Source organism: Photobacterium pectinilyticum (assembly GCF_024357955.1).
GTDB classification, from domain to species: Bacteria; Pseudomonadota; Gammaproteobacteria; order Enterobacterales; family Vibrionaceae; genus Photobacterium; species Photobacterium pectinilyticum.
The window spans coordinates 71,771-89,013 of sequence record NZ_JANEYT010000015.1 but is presented as its reverse complement, the minus strand read 5'-3'; the positions used below and the strand labels follow the sequence as shown (position 1 = coordinate 89,013).

Genomic DNA, 17,243 nt, shown 5'->3' with positions numbered 1-17,243 from the left:
CGCAAAGACGATCACGCTTATCTTGGATAACTACATCATTCACAAGAGTCGGAAAACACAAGCCTGGCTAAAACAAAACCCCAAGTTCATTTTGCTGTTCCAGCCAGTTTATTCGCCTTGGGTCAATGTTATTGAGCGACTGTGGAATGCGCTGCATGAAACCATCACACGGAACCACAAATGTAGCTATATGTGGCAACTTCTGCGGCAGGTGAAGTTCTTCATGGACAACGTATCACCATTTCCAGGAGGCGGTCATGGAGTTATCAAAATGTAGCACTATTAGGATCAGCTATTTAGCCTCTAGCCAGAAAAACAAAAACGCCGCGGAAGACCGCGGCGTTTTATCTGATTATCAGCTGTCTGAAATTAAGACAGGGTGATAAATAGACCAGCAATAGTTGCAGACATCAGGTTAGAAAGCGTACCTGCAGCTACAGCTTTCATACCAAAGCGTGCGATGTCATGGCGACGGCTTGGAGCCAGACCACCTAGACCACCCAGTAGGATAGCTACTGAAGACAGGTTAGCGAAACCACATAGTGCGAACGAGATGATAGCTTTCGTCTTGTCAGAAAGAACAACCTCAGCACCTTCCGCTAGGTATGGGGCAAAGTTCAGGTAAGCAACGAATTCGTTAACTACCAGCTTCTGACCGATGAATGAACCTGCGATTGTTGCTTCTTCCCACGGCACACCGATTAGGAATGCAAGAGGAGAGAAAACATAACCAAGGATAAGCTCTAGTGTCAGCTGTGGCATACCGAACCAGCCACCGATACCACCTAGCATACCGTTGATTAGCGCAATCAGACCGATGAACGCAAGAAGCATTGCACCAACGTTTAGCGCAAGCTGCATACCAGAAGAAGCACCCGCTGCTGCTGCGTCGATAACGTTCGCTGGCTTGTCGTCAGCGTCATTAGCATCGCTTGCTAGCTGCTCAACAGCTTCTTCAGTTTCAGGTTTGATGATCTTAGCAAATAGAAGACCACCAGGAGCTGCCATGAATGAAGCGGCGATTAGGTACTCTAGAGGTACACCCATAGAGGCATAACCAGCAAGTACACCACCCGCTACAGACGCCAGACCACCACACATAACCGCAAACAGCTCAGACTGAGTCATTTTTGGTACGAACGGGCGGATCACCAAAGGTGCTTCCGTTTGACCAACGAAGATGTTAGCTGTTGCAGACATGGATTCGGCGCGAGATGTACCCAGTGCTTTCTGTAGACCACCACCTAGGATGTTGATCACAACCTGCATGATGCCCAGGTAGTAAAGTACGCTGATCAGTGCAGAGAAGAAAACGATTACTGGTAGTACGCGCAGGGCAAACACGAAGCCGCCACCGCCGAACACTTCAAACATTTTGTCTGAAGTCAGGCCACCGAATAGGAAGTTAATACCGTCGTTACCATAAGCGATAACGTTGGCAACGGCTGTAGACATACCATACAGTACGTCACGGCCAACAGGTACATAAAGAACAAATGCACCTAAACAAAATTGAATGGCAAATGCGCCACCCACTGTACGTAGATTAATAGCTTTACGGTTATCAGATAGAAGTACTGCAAGACCTAGCAGTACGACCATCCCAACCAGGCTCATAAACATGCTCATAGTTTATGGCTTCCCTTTAGTTAAGTTGGCGTCTCGACAATTCGGCTCATTAAGAGTCCGGCGCATTATACTCATGCAGCGGCGGATAAAATAACGCCGACATCACAGTTTGCAAGGAAAGAGAGTGAAAGTTCAACCCTAAATGTGAACTACATCACGGTTTCGCGCAAACGATTCACGCAAACGTTTAATTTGTGACAGCGCTTCACATCGGAATACGGAAAAGTTCAGCAGTGGTTAAGCTAGTTGCCTGCTTAATTTCCTGTTCGCTTTCCGTTCGGATTGCTGCCAGTTCACCCAGCACCTTCACCAACCGATCGGGCCGGTTTGGCTCCCCTTGAAACCCAGCTACTGGCATATCGGGTGCATCTGTTTCAAGCAGAAGTGCATCCAATGGCAGTGCGGCTATTGTATTTCGAGTCTTATTGGCTCGGCGATATGTAATCGTTCCACCGACCCCAATTTTGATACCTAGATCAATAAGCTGCACCGCTTGTTGACGACTGCCACTAAATCCATGGTACACCCCACCAGCAATAGGCATATTTTGCCTCAAAACCCGAAGCAATTCGGGAAAAGCCTTGCGGCAATGGAGTATGACCGGTAATTCAAAGCGGTTAGCCAACTGTAACTGGGCTGCCAATAACGAAATCTGTTGACCCCGGTCGGCATTCACAATGGCAAAGTCTAGTCCACATTCCCCGACAGCAACGCAGTGTGATTGTTTTTTTTCTCGTTGTTCGGCCTCCGACGCAAGCTCATATTCCAATTGAATCAAGGTACTAACATCATGCTCGACACTGAAAAAAGGATGCAACCCTAAACCAAAGTAAAGCTGGGGAAAACGGGCTGACAGCTCACGCACTGCTTGCCAGTTTCGCTGGCCAACCGCCGGGATGACGATTTTCCCAACTCCGGCCTGATGAGATAGTGCCAAGTAGTACTCGGGATCATCACAAAACGGCGCAAAATCGAAGTGGCAATGGCTATCAATCAGCATCAGGTTTGACCTTTACTGTACCGCCCTCCTGTTTGCCTCTATTCGCTGGATGGCGCGAGTCGTCACTGTCATAGCGGACCGGTGCGCAGCAACGACGGTTCTCGGGCACTAGCCCCATTTTTTCACACCAGCGGTCATAGGCCGCTACCCCACGCTTGATCAACGACATCATGCCTATCTATCCTGTTTTGTGGCCTTGATGGCCTTGGCTACCATGACGATCATACTACGCCCAGTCGCCAAAATGGTATCGCGGGTGTAAAGCGGTGCCTCATCGATGGAATAAATATCATGGGGGGATGGCTTGGCGGTATTGATCACCAAGTGCCAATCGCTGCAGTGGCGATCCGGCAGGGTAAACTCGAGGGGATCCCAAAAAGCATTGCACACCACGTAGAGTTCGTCTTGAGTGATCGGGTGATACACCGTCAGCGCAATGGAATGGGAACTTTCCGACCAGTCCGGCTGATCAGGCTGGATCCCGTGCCAACGGATCCCGACATCCTCCAATACCGAGTTGAGCGACATATGCATGTTCCAGTCAATGGTTGGCTCGGCGGTTCGCAGTTGGCTGAGCAAGGTGACAAAGCGTAGCAAGTCACTGTGGGTATCGACCAAACGCCAATCAAACCAGCTAAGTTCATTGTCTTGACAATAGGCATTATTGTTGCCCTGTTGGGTTCGGCGGACTTCGTCGCCCATATTGAGCATCGGCGTACCTAGCGCCAAAAACAATGTGGCTAACATATTCTTGCACTGCCTATGACGCAGCAACTCTATTTCAGCGATATCGGTTGGTCCTTCGACCCCGTAGTTACTTGACACATTATGGTTGTCACCATCACGGTTGCCCTCGCCGTTGGCTTCATTGTGTTTCTCGCTGTAGCTCACCAAATCATTGAGGGTAAAGCCATCATGAGCACAGATAAAGTTGACCGACCGATGCGGTGAGTGGTGGCGGCTACAGTACATGTCCGGTGAGCCCAGGATCCTTGAAGCAAACCGGCTAGCATAACCGGCATCACCTCGCCAAAACGCCCTGACATCATCACGGAACTTACCGTTCCACTCGTTCCAGCGATCACCGATAAACGACCCCACCTGATACAACCCTGCTGCATCCCAAGCCTCGGCGATGATCTTGGTACTACACAAGATCGGATCGGAGTCGATCGACCACAGCAGCGGCGGTTCTTTCATCGGTGAACCCTGACTGTCGCGAGCCAATACCGAAGCCAAGTCAAAACGGAACCCGTCAACGTGCATCTCAGTCACCCAATAATGCAGTGCATCGATGATCATCCGGCGCAGGACGCTATGGTTGGCGTTGCATGTATTGCCACAGCCGCTGTAGTTACCGTAGTGACCCGTTTCCTTGTCCAGCAAATAATAAGCGCCATTTTGCAGCCCTTTGAAGCAAAATGTCGGCCCATGCTCATCCCCTTCCGAGGTATGGTTGAATACCACATCGAGGATCACCTCAATATCGGCTTTATGCAACTCACGCACCAAGGTCTTGAATTCATCGATTGCACTGAGGGGGGCTTTCTCAACGCTGTAGTCAGCATGGACAGCAAAGAAGTTTATCGGGCTATAACCCCAGTAGTTATCACGCCCTTCAGGTGCATCATCGACATCAAACTGCTGAACCGGCATCAACTCAACGGCCGTCACCCCGAGCGATTTCAAATACGGAATTTTCTCGATGACCCCAGAGAAGGTACCTTGCTTGGCCTGCACCACACCGGAAGAAGGATGGCGGGTAAATCCAGCAACATGCATTTCATAGATGATGGTATCGGTTAGAGAGTGGCGAGGTGCGACATCATCTTGCCAGTCGAAGTCACTGTGATCGACCACAATACTCTTCATACAGGCATCCATGTTATCGCCCGACCCGATAGCTCGCTGGCGGCTGTAGTTGCGACCGAAGCCTATCGCCTGACTATAGGGGTCAATTAACACTTTCTCGCAGTCGAAACGCAGTCCACGCTCAGGTAGCCATGGGCCATCTACCTGAAAGCCGTAGTACTGACCATGGCCGATATTGCCCACAAAGATAAACCAATAATGACCACGCTTATGCAGGGCAGGGCTCAGCTCAAAGGAACGAAAAGGCCCCGCAGCATCGGCACTGGCAAACAGGTGCAAGGTCACCCGGGTGGCATCTTTGGAATAAACACTGAAGTTAACCCCCCCCTCACGTACTGATGAGCCAAGCGGAAATGCCTCGCCGGGTAAGGTATAAATCTGATTATCCGCCGCCAACGCGGTACTTAGCGAGATCCCGAACTCTTCGACCCTGTTCATGCCATCATCCTTTTTGCTTTGCACTAACACTCATATCCAGAATAGTACACCCACTAGCACTAAGATCTGGTTAACATCACAAAACGCCGACTGGTGAGCGGTAATTACCGCCTCAACACGAAGTTAATATTCAAAAATATCAGCAGTATTCAGCAAGTTGTTAGCAGCTTTTGACTAGTTATCATAATCACGGTCATTCAAAATAAACACCAACAAACGGCTCTTTATCGCTGACCTTCATTGAGTAAAAAACGGTACATGCGTCAGGGTTCCTGAAAGGTGAGACCTATAAGATATAGTCGACACTACCTCAATGAATTAAGCATGGTCGAGTTCATTCCACTTTAAACCATATCTTGCATAAGGATAGAAAATGCTTACCGGATACTGGTCTATCGACGCGTTTATTATTGCCAACCTACTGTTATGGATGATTGTTGCCAGTATTTTTGGCTATCAGCAAATAACGGGCGGAGGAATGCTCTATGACTCATCAAACAATAACGATCAACGAGGTTAGTCATGAATACAAAAACACTAGGCTACAGCACCATGATTGTATCGGCAGCGCTAATGGGCTGTGTCGGATTGTTCGCCCGTAACATCAATACCAGCGGTGATGTCATCGCCTTTACTCGAATGACTGTTGGCGCCATTTGTGTCTTTGTCCTGATGTTTAATCAGGGCAAAACAATGCTCATTAAGTCGACAAAATTAACCCCTTCCGTTGTTGCTAGCGGAGTCTGTTTAGGGCTTTGTTTAGCCGCCTATGTCTCATCAACACAACATACAACACTGGCTAATGCCGTATTTCTTATCTATACCGGCCCAGTATTCTCAACCATTTTGGCTGCGATATTCTTGAAGGAAAAGATATCAAAGTTAACCGCCGGCTTACTCACGGCTGTTTTCATCGGATGCTTATTCATTATTGGTATCATAAGTTATGACGCTACAAATGGCTTATCCATGTCACTTTCTTTTTCCAAGGAAAACTTCCTCGGTGATATGTTAGGTTTGGCATCCGGCGTTGGCTACGGGCTGTATTTATTCTTTAGTCGTTACCGTACCGATGTCAGCTCTGACTCCCGCTCATTTTTTAACTTCTTGTTTGGTGCAATCGCCATTGCCTTGTGCTTTACGGTTAACCCACCGTCACTGGCAGAGATGGATCTTAGCTCTTGGATTTGGTTAATCTCTATGGGTTTTTTCATTGGTTTTGGCGCCCTGTCACTGCTAACGATTGCAGCTAAGCACCTCAAGGCGGCTGAGCTCGCCTGTGTCTCTTATCTCGAAACGGTGGTGGGTGCAGGTATCGGTATCAGCATGTTTGGCGAATCACTCACCATGCTGCAAACCTTAGGGGGGATCCTTGTTATCGGAGGGGGGATGGGCGAAATCGTCTTAACAATGACCAAGAAGCACAATAGTGGCAAACAAGCCAAAGCTATAAGCCAATAACGACTAGGAGGTCATGATGGCCATCTCATTAAACTGGGCGCTACTCATTGCCACTGTGATCATCATGATAGCCTTAGCGCTATACAGCAACCGTATTGTACACTCAAGCAAGGGAGAAGGCGGCTTTTTATTAGCCGCTAACAGCCTCGGTCCGTTCATTGGCGGAGCAACCATTGTCGCGACCGGTTTTTCAGGATGGGGGTTTATGGGCTCACCTGGCGTTGCCTATAAATACGGCGCAATTGAGCTACTTGGTAATTTCTTTTTTGCCCCAGCCATGATCTTTGCGGTGTTATTTTGCGCCCGATTTCTTCACACCAAAGCCAATAAGATAGGAAGCTTAACCTTACCAGAGTACATTGCCAACAGTCATGAAGGCCCTGACACCGCTAAGCGGTTAACCCAAGCCTTCGTGGCGGTAATCACCATTGTTTTACTTTTGGTATTTTTGGTTGGTCAAATAAAAGCACTAGGGTTACTGGCCGGTCCTTGGCTTGGTGTCGATAACCATGCCGCTTCGCTATTAATGTTAGCGATAATTGTGGTTTATACATCAATCGGAGGACTTGCTGCCGTCGCATTGACTGATGCCTTTATGGTAGTAGGAATGTGTATTTCGGCATTGGTTATTATCTGGACGATTTTCTCAGATTTACCGATAGCGGAACTGTTAGCGAGCCTTGATGCGATCGATCCCGAACTGTTAGCCCCGAGCAATTCGGGTCCATATGGCGCGTCAGCATGGCATGTGTTGCTAGTGCTACCCTATGCGTTTATTTACAGCACCACCTTGCCTTACATGTCTGTTCGGTTTATGGCCCTGTCATCAAAAACCAAATTGCACCATATCGCCGCCTATATGACGCCGATGGCTTGCTTGCTAAGCCTAGTGCCTATCGCTGGACTTTATGTCAGGGTAAAAGTCCCAGGACTTGAAAACCCCGATCAAGCGATGCCAACATTTTTAACCACCTTTTTGTCACCAACGGTATCTGCCGTGGTGACGTTGTTTATTCTCTTTGCGATGAAATCAACCACTAACTCAGTTTTGCACTCTATCGCAGGGTCAGTGTCCCATGACCTACGCCAAGCTATCTGGCCTAACTGCAAACTTTCAGACCGCTCTTTGCTATACCTCAACCGCTTTGCGGTATGGATATTAGGAGCTGCGGGTTTCACGCTAATGTTATACGTTCCGCCTTTTATGTTATCGATGCTCGCTATTTTAGGCTCTGGTACCCTAATGGCGGCTTTGGTTGCTCCGACACTACTGGCTCATTTTATCCCTGCCAACATCTATGCGGCATTAGTCTCGATCGTGATCGGCTTTATGACCGGGTGTACATTCTTCCTTTATTTTGACCTCGGCTGGGTCGAAGCGCCAATATACGCGTCAATGCTTGCTTGTATATCCTATTATGTTACTGCAAAAGCCTTTCAGAACCGCCATAACCATGTAGAGCACAACATAGTTTCACGTTAGATAATTGACAGGTATCCGCATACAACATAAAGCTGTAATTCCAGCTGAGTTCACTGTTCTTAATATCTCCTTTCATTGACATAACCTGCCATGTCAATGAAAGGGGGCAGAGATCCCCTGCTGGGCATTGAAACACCCAGCAGCTATTGCTCAAAGCACACTTCCAACGCCACTTCATCGCATTCATGCTCTCGCGGACACCCTTGGCAGTCTTTCATGATCTTTTCAGGCAATAGCGCGCGTGACGTTAGCATAAAGCCTTGTTTCTGAAAAAACGCTGGAACTCGAGTAAGTACGAATACTTTTTGAATGGCCATTTGTCTCGCCTTCTCGACCAAATGTTCCACCAATGCCGTCCCTTGGCCTTGCCCTTGAGCGCCAGGGTAAATGCCCAACGACCGAATTTCCGCTAAGCATGAATCATATGCGTGTAATGAAGCACACCCAGTTACTATCCCCTGCGATTCAAAAACCACAAAGCAATCAATGTCCCTGACTATCTCATCTTGTTCGCGAGGTAAATTTTCACCTAATTCAGCCCAGTACTGTACCATGCACTCAATCGCCTCAAGATCGGCAAGAGATGCCGTTCTAACAATAATATCAGCGTCACTCTTTTCAGCAGCCATATTGCAGCCATCGGCATTCGGTGGGGACGTAACTATGGGGGGCGGCTTCACCGGTGATGCCATTGTCGTTGTTGCTCGCCGTATAAATCGCAGCTCACTGATACCGGTTATAGCAAGAAAATGTGACTTGTTATTATTCCAGGGACTGGTCGCCGTCTTTTTCATGATCTCATCCTCTAAAAATAAATTTAGCTACGTCATTACGATAAAGAAGAGTCCCGGGATACTCATGTAATGATGACTTTATAGTAGAAATGTTGGGAGGTAACTACTAGCGAAAAGCTGCCATAATCATGCCAATACCTGCTTAATTTATTCACTCAACTGAATGTTATATACATAACGCAAGATACGCTTTAATTCTATTTTACGTGAGCCAAAAACAAACAATATATTAAAATATAAAATTTATTTTTTATAAGTAGACCGACATTCAGACCCATAAAAATTGAATCTGAATGCGTCTTTAATGGATCCATAAGAATAATTGAGTTGATGGTAAAAAATATATTACTGCCCTAAGGTAGCTACCATAACGGCTTTGATTGTGTGCATTCTATTTTCAGCCTCATCAAATACAATCGAATGGCCTGATTCAAATACATCTTCCGTCACTTCTAGGCCTTTCATATTATATTTCTCAGCAATATCGGCCCCCACCGTTGTCTCATCATTATGGAACGCAGGTAGACAATGCATAAACTTTACATTGGGATTACATGTCATTTTGAGCATTTCCATATTAACTTGATAGGGCATCATAATCTCGACCCGCTCATCCCATGCTTGCTTAGATTCACCCATTGAGACCCAAACATCGGTATATAAAAAATCACAACCGTGGACCCCCTCCTCAACATTGTCAGTCAAGGTGATATTAGCTCCCGTTTCGTCGGCAATAGCTTGGCATTGCGCCACGAGTTCTGCTTCTGGCCAGTATGCTTGGGGCGCAACCAGACGGATGTCCATCCCCATTTTTGCCGCACCAACCATCAGTGAGTTCCCCATATTATTACGGGCATCACCAAGATAGGCCAATGTCATTTCGTGCAATTGTTTGCCCTGCCCATGCTCTTGCATTGTCAGAAAATCAGCCAGAATTTGAGTAGGATGAAACTCACCCGTCAAACCGTTCCATACAGGAACACCCGCATATGAACCAAGCACTTCAACCGTGTCCTGACCGAAGCCTCGGTACTCGATACCATCGTACATACGGCCCAATACACGCGCGGTATCTTTCATTGACTCTTTATGGCCAATTTGTGAGCCCGATGGGCCTAAGTATGTCACTTTAGCTCCTTGATCAAAGGCGGCCACTTCAAATGCACACCGGGTACGAGTTGAGCTTTTTTCAAAAATCAGTGCGATGTTTTTGCCCGTCAGACGCGGCTGCTCGTAGCCGCCGTATTTCGCCTTCTTAAGCTCGGCTGAGAGATCTAACAAGTGTTGAATTTCACGCGGAGTGAAGTCCAGTAGTTTTAACAAGTTGCGGTTTCGAAGATTAAAAGCCATATTTTATTCCCTCTAAAGAATCTGTATTGTTCTGGCCGATGCATCGTTACCGCTATAACACTACGAGCGTCGCCCCTCATGTAAGTGACTTATGGTTTGACCATTCTTATATTGCTTCCTTACTAATCGGCAATAATCGACGTACCAGCCTCCCCAGATAAGATCTGCAACCCAGCCCCCAGTGAACCGATACCCACCAGCTTGCCGCCTTGATTGATAAATTCACAAGAGGCATCAATTTTGGGCCCCATAGAGCCGGCATCAAAAACGTATTGTGCTAATTCTCTCGGAGTGGTGCTTCGCAATGCTTTTTGGCTCGTTTTCCCCCAGTCTAGATACACAGCCTCTGCATCGGTAAGAATTAGCAACATATCGGCATTAAGCTGTTTTGCAAGAAATGCTGCAGACATATCTTTATCAATAACGGCCTCTACACCTACCAGTTTGCCGTTTTCTGTTTTCACCGGAATCCCGCCCCCTCCAGTACAGATCACCAAGTGCTGCTGTTTGACAAGGGTTAAAATTGTCTCATCTTCAATGATACCGGCAGGCTTGGGGCTTGGTACGACACGGCGGTAATACTGGCCATCTGATTTCACTGTCCAATGGTATTTTTCCGCTAACTCGCAGGCTTCAGCCTCGCTGTATACAGGGCCGATAGGTTTCGTGGGCTCAGCAAAAGCAGGATCGTCAGGATCAACCCGCATTTGCGTTAGCATGCAACAAACTTTCTGATCTGGCAGAAGATTTTTAAGTTCTTGCATTAATAGATAACCGATCATGCCCTGAGTTTCTGAACCCAGCACATCAAGTGGATAAGGGCTGACTTCTTTATATTCCATCCCCTGCAGCGCCAGCAGACCAACTTGCGGACCGTTTCCGTGCACTAATATGACATTGTACTCTTGTGCAATGTCAGCAATGGTTTTTGCTGCGGTCGCAATATTTTGGCGTTGAATATCTGCCTCTAATGGTTCACCGCGACGCAATAAGGCATTACCACCGAGAGCAACAACAACTGTTTGTTTGGTCATAGGATCGTCTCTTTCTTGTTTATTACGGATAGTCGTGGCTATTCAAAGCTTGACTGACTTAGATACCATCTCGTTCAATTGGGCAACTCATGCAGCGAGCACCACCTCGACCACGACCGAGTTCGTTCCCAGGAATGGGAAGCACCGTTATCCCAGCTTTATCGTATTTCTCATTGGTGTAGACATTGCGCTCATAACCAATCACCACACCTGGCTTAACGGTTAAAACATTATTCGCATCGTTCCACTGCTCACGCTCAGATTCAAAACTATCGCCGCCTGTCGTGATAAGGTTCAGCGGGCCTACATCTAGAGCTTCTTCGATTGCAGTGACAAAATATCCGGCTTCTTTTACATCGACCTGGCCAGACTCATCCCCAGTCAAACGCCAACATTGAACGTCTTTGCGTACAACTTCTGGGTAAACGGAAAAAGTATCTTCCCGCATGTGTGTCATGACCGTATCTAAGTGCATACAAGAGCGGTGCTTAGGAAGCTGCATAGCAATAATTTGATTCACTTCATCACGCTTAAACAAGCTAGATGCTAACTGTTCTACCCCCTGCGGAGTTGTACGTTCGGACATACCGATAAGCACCGCCCCTCTGCCAATCACCAGTACATCGCCACCTTCGATTGTAGAGTTCTCGTAATTGCGCTCTTCGTCACCAAAATATTTAATAAAACCTTGCCCAGCAAAAGAAGGGTGCCAACGATAGATTGCTCGAAGGTGGTTCGTTTCACGCTGACGAGCAGGTTTCGCCATTGGATTGATTGAGACACCACCATAGATCCAGCAAGAAGTATCGCGTGTAAACAGGTGGTTGGGCAGCGGTTCGATAACAAAATCTGTACGCTCGTGCACTCCCTGCATCATCGAAGATGATTGAACAGGCAGCTCGCCATAACTAAGACCACCAAGTAAAATTGAAGCAAGTTCTTGATTGGGCAGATCGGCTAAAAAGCACCGGACATCATTGGCAAGCACGCCTCCCAGACGGAAATCAGATATTTGTGAAGTGAGTAACCATTCTCTCGCTTCTGGAACAGAAAGGGTTTCAGATAACAAATCATGCAGCAGTAAGACTTCAACTCCTTGCTCGCGAAGCGTATTGGCAAAAATGTCATGCTCTTCACCAGCACGTTTAACAGCGAGCACATCATCAAATAATAATTCATGGCAGTTTGATGGGGTTAGGTGAGTTAACGCTCGCTCAGGGCGGTGAATAATAACCCGCCGCAGTTGCCCGACTTCAGATCCGACATAAAGTTTATTCATGACCATATCTCCCTGTTTTTTTTACCAACGTAATATCGTTAGCTATATATTTGATATATTGCTATCTCTGATAGATAAACCGTTAATTTCCCAATAGAAAACAGCCACACCCCACCTATACTTTAATATAGCAACATGTGAAAATAGATATAAAAAGTAGAAAGCCATAATATAATCGATGAGAACAAACTCATTCATTAATATTAATTTTCATACAGAAAACTCACTCTCCCTCTCGCCTTTATATAATAGGCGCCATGGCATGAATAAAAACAGTCATTTAATGCTAATAAATGACTGTTTTATGCTTTCGCCAAACTTTATCCATCAACCATCTGATAAATAAAAGATTAATAGAGTGATAACTTTCAGACTAGTTGGTTTTGCAACTGTCCTACCACACTGCGATAATTAGCATGATAATGCTGCTTATTGAGGTGGCTTGCTCGGTACTCTCGCGGGGTAACTCGAATTATATTCTTAAACTTCGCATTAAAATTAGACAGAGATGAAAACCCGACCTCTGCGCCGATCTGCGCAATCGTCCAATCGGTGGTAATCAAATAACGTACGGCTTGGCGAACCCGTTGCTCAATAAGATACTGGCGAAAAGTCACCCCTAAGTTGGCATGAAAGAAACGAGAAAAAGTACTATCAGCCATATGGAGTTGGTTCGCGACCATTGTCACAGAGAGCGGTTCACCTAAGTTTTCTTCAATGTACTTCAATACAATCCGCACTTTATTTTCTATCCGCTGGCTGTCAACCACATCATAATCACAATCAGTTAGGCAATTTCTCGTTTGTGTCGAGAGCACCTCCAGCAAATGGAGTAAGTTTAGTACCTGCGAAAAATCATAAGAATTATTGATAACTTGAAGATACTTATTAACATTTGAATCTGCAGCCACATCAAACAAATAACCACTACGGGCTTTGTCAAGCATCTGCTTGATCGCGCTAAATTGCACACTATCGATGAAAGTCTGCCCCAGCGCATTAAGGCGAAAATGCAGTACATCACATTGCGTTTCAACCCCGCCCTTATTCGTCGACTCAAACTCAAAGCGATGAGGGGAAAATGGTGCAAGCAAAGCAAGCTGGCCAGGGGCAATATTATGACTCGAGGTGCCGAGATACAGTGTGCATCCGCTATTTCGTGGCCAAACTAGCACATAATCGGCACAAAAAAGTAGGTGCTTTGTTTCCAGTGCCGACTGTAAATCAAACAGCAGAAACTTCGGTGTATTCGCTATAACACGCTGACACATATAATCTACCTCTAATCTGATTTTCCGCTATTTTGTCGGCTTATGTCCCAAAGTACTAACACTAAAACAAACAAGTGTGATAACAAACAAGTTCAATATAAAACAAATGTGACATCGCACAAAGTGAGTATATAGACAAGTAATATCAAGATGCTTGGTACAGCGATAATTATCAGCTTGAAATAAACACCAAAAGTCCGGAAGCAATAACGCGACCGGACTCTATCGATATTTGGATTATTCCACCCCGTTGAATAATCCCAAGGAGACGTTTATTATGGGTTAGTATTCCCAGTGACTAATATCATGTGCCCCAGAAAATTGATTCGGGAAGTAATCTTCACACTGGCCTTCACGCCATACATCTGCCGTTGCGCAATGTAAACCACCACCAAACGCATAAGCATCACGCAAATCAACAGGAATGACCTCAAAACCAAGTTTGTCAAACTGCTCTTGCTGGGCTTTTTCCGATGCTTCGACGCACACTGTTTTATGGTCAAGGATCAACGTGTTCATTGATAGCCAAGTGCTTGAGTAACACAGCGGTGGTGGATTATCCCAGGCCGGATTAACCGCTTCAACAATTTGCCAGTCGTTCTTTTCAAATATTTCACGCTGGCCTTTGAATAACGGACGATGTGGGTTCAATAACATGAGCCCCGGACGAAGCGGACAGAATGTTGCGTCGATATGGATTGGGTGGTTGTCTTCAAAACTTAAAGTATGAACACGGAAACCCTGAGGCTCATACTTACGCTTAATCCAGCGAATACCGGCCAGATTCGTTGTCAGTCCATGCTGCACGAAGATATCTTTACCCAAACGCATTACATCCGCAGCATCGAATAGAATATCAGTTTCTTTGGTTGAATATTCTTTTCGCAACGAACGCGCCATCGTTTCTTCATCAGAAAGGTGCTCATAGGCAGCAACATAGTCCATCCTGAAACTATCATCAGATAAGCGAGGGCGTGGTGCTTGTTCAATTAAGCATTCAGGATCAGATTCAAAATACTCACGAAGTAAATCAACATAAGCGAGATACTCAAAATAACGGCTACGGAAACTCATCGGTGCCATGAGGATACTTTTTCCCATGGTCAGCAAACAATCTCGCGGAGGCATAACACCAAAACCAGAGCTAATCGTAAAATCTGGAGTAGTAATACGCTGATGCCAATCAACCGCTCCTGGGCGGTCAACAATAATACCCCGATCTTCTAATTGCTTAGCAAAGCCGTTTAAACATTCATTGGCGCGATCAATAGACTCTTGCGTCCGACGCCCGGCTTTTCCTCCACGCATCGGTGAATCTGCGGGGATCTTTTCATTACTTGCCGGGCAAGCTTCAGGGATATGCTGGTTATCAGCAATGCCCACAATCACATGCCGAAGGGGATCGAAGTCATTATAAGATTCAACATGAAGGCCGGGACGAACATAGGGAACCCCACTTTCTTTTCTTTCAAGTGGCGTAGAGGCATTTGGATATAGATCATTGGAAACACTCATTACATTATCTCCAGGAGAATTAGTATGAACGGTTAATAGGTATTAAAATAACCATCGTTATATAAACGTAAAAGTGATCTTTAAGGTATATTTATTATTCAATAATATTTCTTATAATAAATAGATAATTAATACCTACATATAGAATGATTTTTTATTTTCATGTTTGACGAGCTTAAATAATATTGCTCTTCAATGGTTATAATATGCCGCCTTAACGTGAAGAAATATAGCCAATTAATGCCGACAAATGGCTGATTCATGCTTGTTTCAATATGAAGGATTAGTCAGTCGTATTTAACAAAAAGCCGCCACAATGTGACGGCTTCGATCTAGAACATGATGCTAGCGGCTTGCGGGCAATTAGTGCTCGCGGGTCGCACGGAAATCAATATCAGGGAAACGCTCTTTCGCTAGATTCAGGTTAACCATGGTCGGCGCGATGTAAGACAGGTTATCACCGCCATCCAACGCTAGGTTTGACTGGCTCTTGCGCTTGAATTCTTCCAGCTTCTTGCTGTCGCCACATTCTACCCAGCGGGCCGTTGCCACGTTAACGCCTTCATAGATAGCTTCAACGTTGTACTCGGCTTTCAGGCGGGCAACCACCACGTCAAACTGAAGCACACCGACCGCACCAACGATCAGGTCGTTGTTCTGCAGCGGACGGAAAACCTGCACCGCGCCCTCTTCCGACAGCTGTACCAGACCTTTTAGCAACTGCTTCTGCTTAAGTGGATCTTTCAGGCGGATACGACGGAACAATTCCGGCGCAAAGTTTGGAATACCTGCAAACTTCAGGTTCTCGCCCTGGGTGAAAGTATCACCGATCTGAATCGTACCGTGGTTATGCAAACCGATAATGTCACCCGCATACGCTTTCTCGGCGCGGGCACGATCACCTGCCATAAAGGTCACGGCGTCGGAAATACTCACATTTTTACCGGTACGGACATGATTCATTTTCATGCCCTGGCTGTAAGTACCCGATACGATACGCATAAACGCAATACGGTCACGGTGCTTAGGATCCATGTTTGCTTGGATCTTGAATACGAAACCAGAGAATTTCTCTTCCGCTGCTTCAACATCACGCTCGTTGGCTTGACGCGTTTGCGGCGCTGGTGCCCATTTCGTTAGACCATCAAGCATGTGGTCGACACCGAAGTTACCCAGTGCCGTACCGAAATAAACAGGCGTCAGCTCACCAGCAAGGAAAAGATCATGATCAAACTCAGGACATGCACCGATCACAAGCTCAAGTTCATCACGAACACTTGCAGCAAGATCTTCACCCACAGCCACATCCAGCTCTGGGTTATCAAGACCTTTGATAATACGCACTTCCTGAATTTCATGGCCATGGCCAGATTCATACAGGATCGTTTCATCACGGTGGATATGGTAAACACCCTTGAATTCTTTACCGCAACCAATCGGCCATGAAATTGGCGAACAAGCCATACCAAGCTCGCTTTCAACTTCATCAAGCACTTCCATTGGATCACGAACATCACGGTCCAATTTGTTCATGAAAGTGACGATTGGCGTATCACGCAGACGGGTAACTTCCATCAACTTACGGGTACGATCCTCGACACCTTTCGCGGCATCGATAACCATCAGGCATGAGTCAACCGCGGTAAGAGTACGGTAGGTATCTTCCGAGAAATCTTCGTGTCCCGGGGTATCCAGCAGGTTAACCAAACAGTCATTGTATGGGAACTGCATCACCGACGTGGTCACCGAGATACCACGTTCTTTTTCCATCTCCATCCAGTCAGACTTAGCATGCTGGTTTGAGCCACGGCCTTTAACCGTACCAGCTTTCTGGATAGCGTTTCCGAATAGCAGAACTTTTTCGGTAATGGTTGTTTTACCCGCATCCGGGTGAGAAATGATGGCAAACGTACGACGTTTGTTCACTTCAGATAGAAAAGACATAACGTTGATAATCCTGTGAGAGATTTCTCTGATTGAACCCGCGACGACCGCACGTACAATGCAGCGGCAGGTTCCAATGTATTTTTAGGGTGCTAGACCCAAAGATGGCGGAATTATACGCAAACTCCAGCCAAAGAGACAGTGCTAACACGGTTGATGGCAGTGCAAACGAC

General features: G+C 46.4%; 14 protein-coding genes and 1 pseudogene. 4 read left to right on the top strand and 11 right to left on the bottom strand.

From position 1 onward, the window contains the following. The coding region (locus tag NHN17_RS08985; RefSeq protein ID WP_255041995.1) for a transposase at positions 1 to 277 on the top strand (277 nt) is incomplete at its 5' end. A 92-nt stretch (positions 278 to 369) separates the two neighbouring features. Here NHN17_RS08985 and NHN17_RS08980 read toward each other — a convergent pair. From NHN17_RS08980 to glgX, 4 genes are all read right to left on the bottom strand, one after another. Next, positions 370 to 1,629: a NupC/NupG family nucleoside CNT transporter gene (locus NHN17_RS08980; RefSeq protein WP_255041993.1), complete on the bottom strand. Its 1,260-nt coding sequence runs from the start codon at positions 1,627 to 1,629 to the stop codon at positions 370 to 372. A gap of 205 nt (positions 1,630 to 1,834) precedes the next feature. Then, positions 1,835 to 2,629 (bottom strand): TatD family hydrolase, encoded by a 795-nt coding sequence (locus NHN17_RS08975; protein WP_255041991.1) that lies wholly within the window; start codon positions 2,627 to 2,629, stop codon positions 1,835 to 1,837. Further along, on the bottom strand, positions 2,619 to 2,801 hold the full coding sequence (locus NHN17_RS08970) for a DUF5363 family protein (protein WP_255041990.1): 183 nt from the start codon (positions 2,799 to 2,801) through the stop codon (positions 2,619 to 2,621). The genes NHN17_RS08975 and NHN17_RS08970 overlap by 11 nt, the downstream gene beginning before the upstream one ends. Positions 2,802 to 2,803: 2 nt before the next feature. Next, the gene (gene glgX, locus NHN17_RS08965; protein ID WP_255041988.1) at positions 2,804 to 4,939 is read right to left on the bottom strand and encodes a glycogen debranching protein GlgX; all 2,136 of its coding nucleotides are present in this window, start codon (positions 4,937 to 4,939) and stop codon (positions 2,804 to 2,806) included. A 373-nt stretch (positions 4,940 to 5,312) separates the two neighbouring features. Here glgX and NHN17_RS08960 point away from each other — a divergent pair, with 373 nt between their 5' ends. Genes NHN17_RS08960 through NHN17_RS08950 form a run of 3 tightly spaced genes read left to right on the top strand, consistent with a single transcriptional unit; the run spans position 5,313 to position 7,883 of the window. Continuing rightward, entirely contained in the window at positions 5,313 to 5,459 is a 147-nt protein-coding gene (locus NHN17_RS08960; protein ID WP_255041987.1) for a hypothetical protein, read from the top strand. Positions 5,460 to 5,461: 2 nt separating this feature from the next. After that, on the top strand, positions 5,462 to 6,400 hold the full coding sequence (locus NHN17_RS08955; protein ID WP_255041985.1) for a DMT family transporter: 939 nt from the start codon (positions 5,462 to 5,464) through the stop codon (positions 6,398 to 6,400). Positions 6,401 to 6,416: 16 nt separating this feature from the next. Beyond that, positions 6,417 to 7,883, top strand: a complete 1,467-nt coding sequence (locus NHN17_RS08950) for a sodium:solute symporter family protein (protein WP_255041984.1) — start codon at positions 6,417 to 6,419, stop codon at positions 7,881 to 7,883. Between the two features lie 143 nt (positions 7,884 to 8,026). Here NHN17_RS08950 and NHN17_RS08945 read toward each other — a convergent pair. From NHN17_RS08945 to prfC, 7 genes and pseudogenes are all read right to left on the bottom strand, one after another. After that, a pseudogene (locus tag NHN17_RS08945) lies at positions 8,027 to 8,485 on the bottom strand (GNAT family N-acetyltransferase); the annotation flags it as partial. 537 nt (positions 8,486 to 9,022) lie between these two features. Then, positions 9,023 to 10,027 carry an ornithine carbamoyltransferase gene (argF, locus tag NHN17_RS08940; RefSeq protein WP_255041982.1) on the bottom strand — a complete coding sequence of 335 codons (1,005 nt, stop codon included), beginning with the start codon at positions 10,025 to 10,027 and terminating at the stop codon, positions 9,023 to 9,025. 122 nt (positions 10,028 to 10,149) lie between these two features. Then, positions 10,150 to 11,061, bottom strand: a complete 912-nt coding sequence (gene arcC, locus NHN17_RS08935) for a carbamate kinase (RefSeq protein ID WP_255041980.1) — start codon at positions 11,059 to 11,061, stop codon at positions 10,150 to 10,152. Between the two features lie 58 nt (positions 11,062 to 11,119). Next, a complete protein-coding gene (gene arcA / locus NHN17_RS08930; protein WP_255041979.1) occupies positions 11,120 to 12,340 on the bottom strand; it encodes an arginine deiminase in 1,221 nt (406 codons plus the stop codon). A gap of 368 nt (positions 12,341 to 12,708) precedes the next feature. Next, the gene (locus tag NHN17_RS08925; RefSeq protein WP_255041978.1) at positions 12,709 to 13,611 is read right to left on the bottom strand and encodes a helix-turn-helix domain-containing protein; all 903 of its coding nucleotides are present in this window, start codon (positions 13,609 to 13,611) and stop codon (positions 12,709 to 12,711) included. A 282-nt stretch (positions 13,612 to 13,893) separates the two neighbouring features. Then, a complete protein-coding gene (locus NHN17_RS08920) occupies positions 13,894 to 15,126 on the bottom strand; it encodes a serine/threonine protein kinase (protein ID WP_255041977.1) in 1,233 nt (410 codons plus the stop codon). Between the two features lie 363 nt (positions 15,127 to 15,489). Further along, complete coding sequence (gene prfC, locus NHN17_RS08915; RefSeq protein ID WP_255041975.1) at positions 15,490 to 17,070, bottom strand: peptide chain release factor 3; 1,581 nt, start codon at positions 17,068 to 17,070, stop codon at positions 15,490 to 15,492. Positions 17,071 to 17,243: the final 173 nt, after the last annotated feature.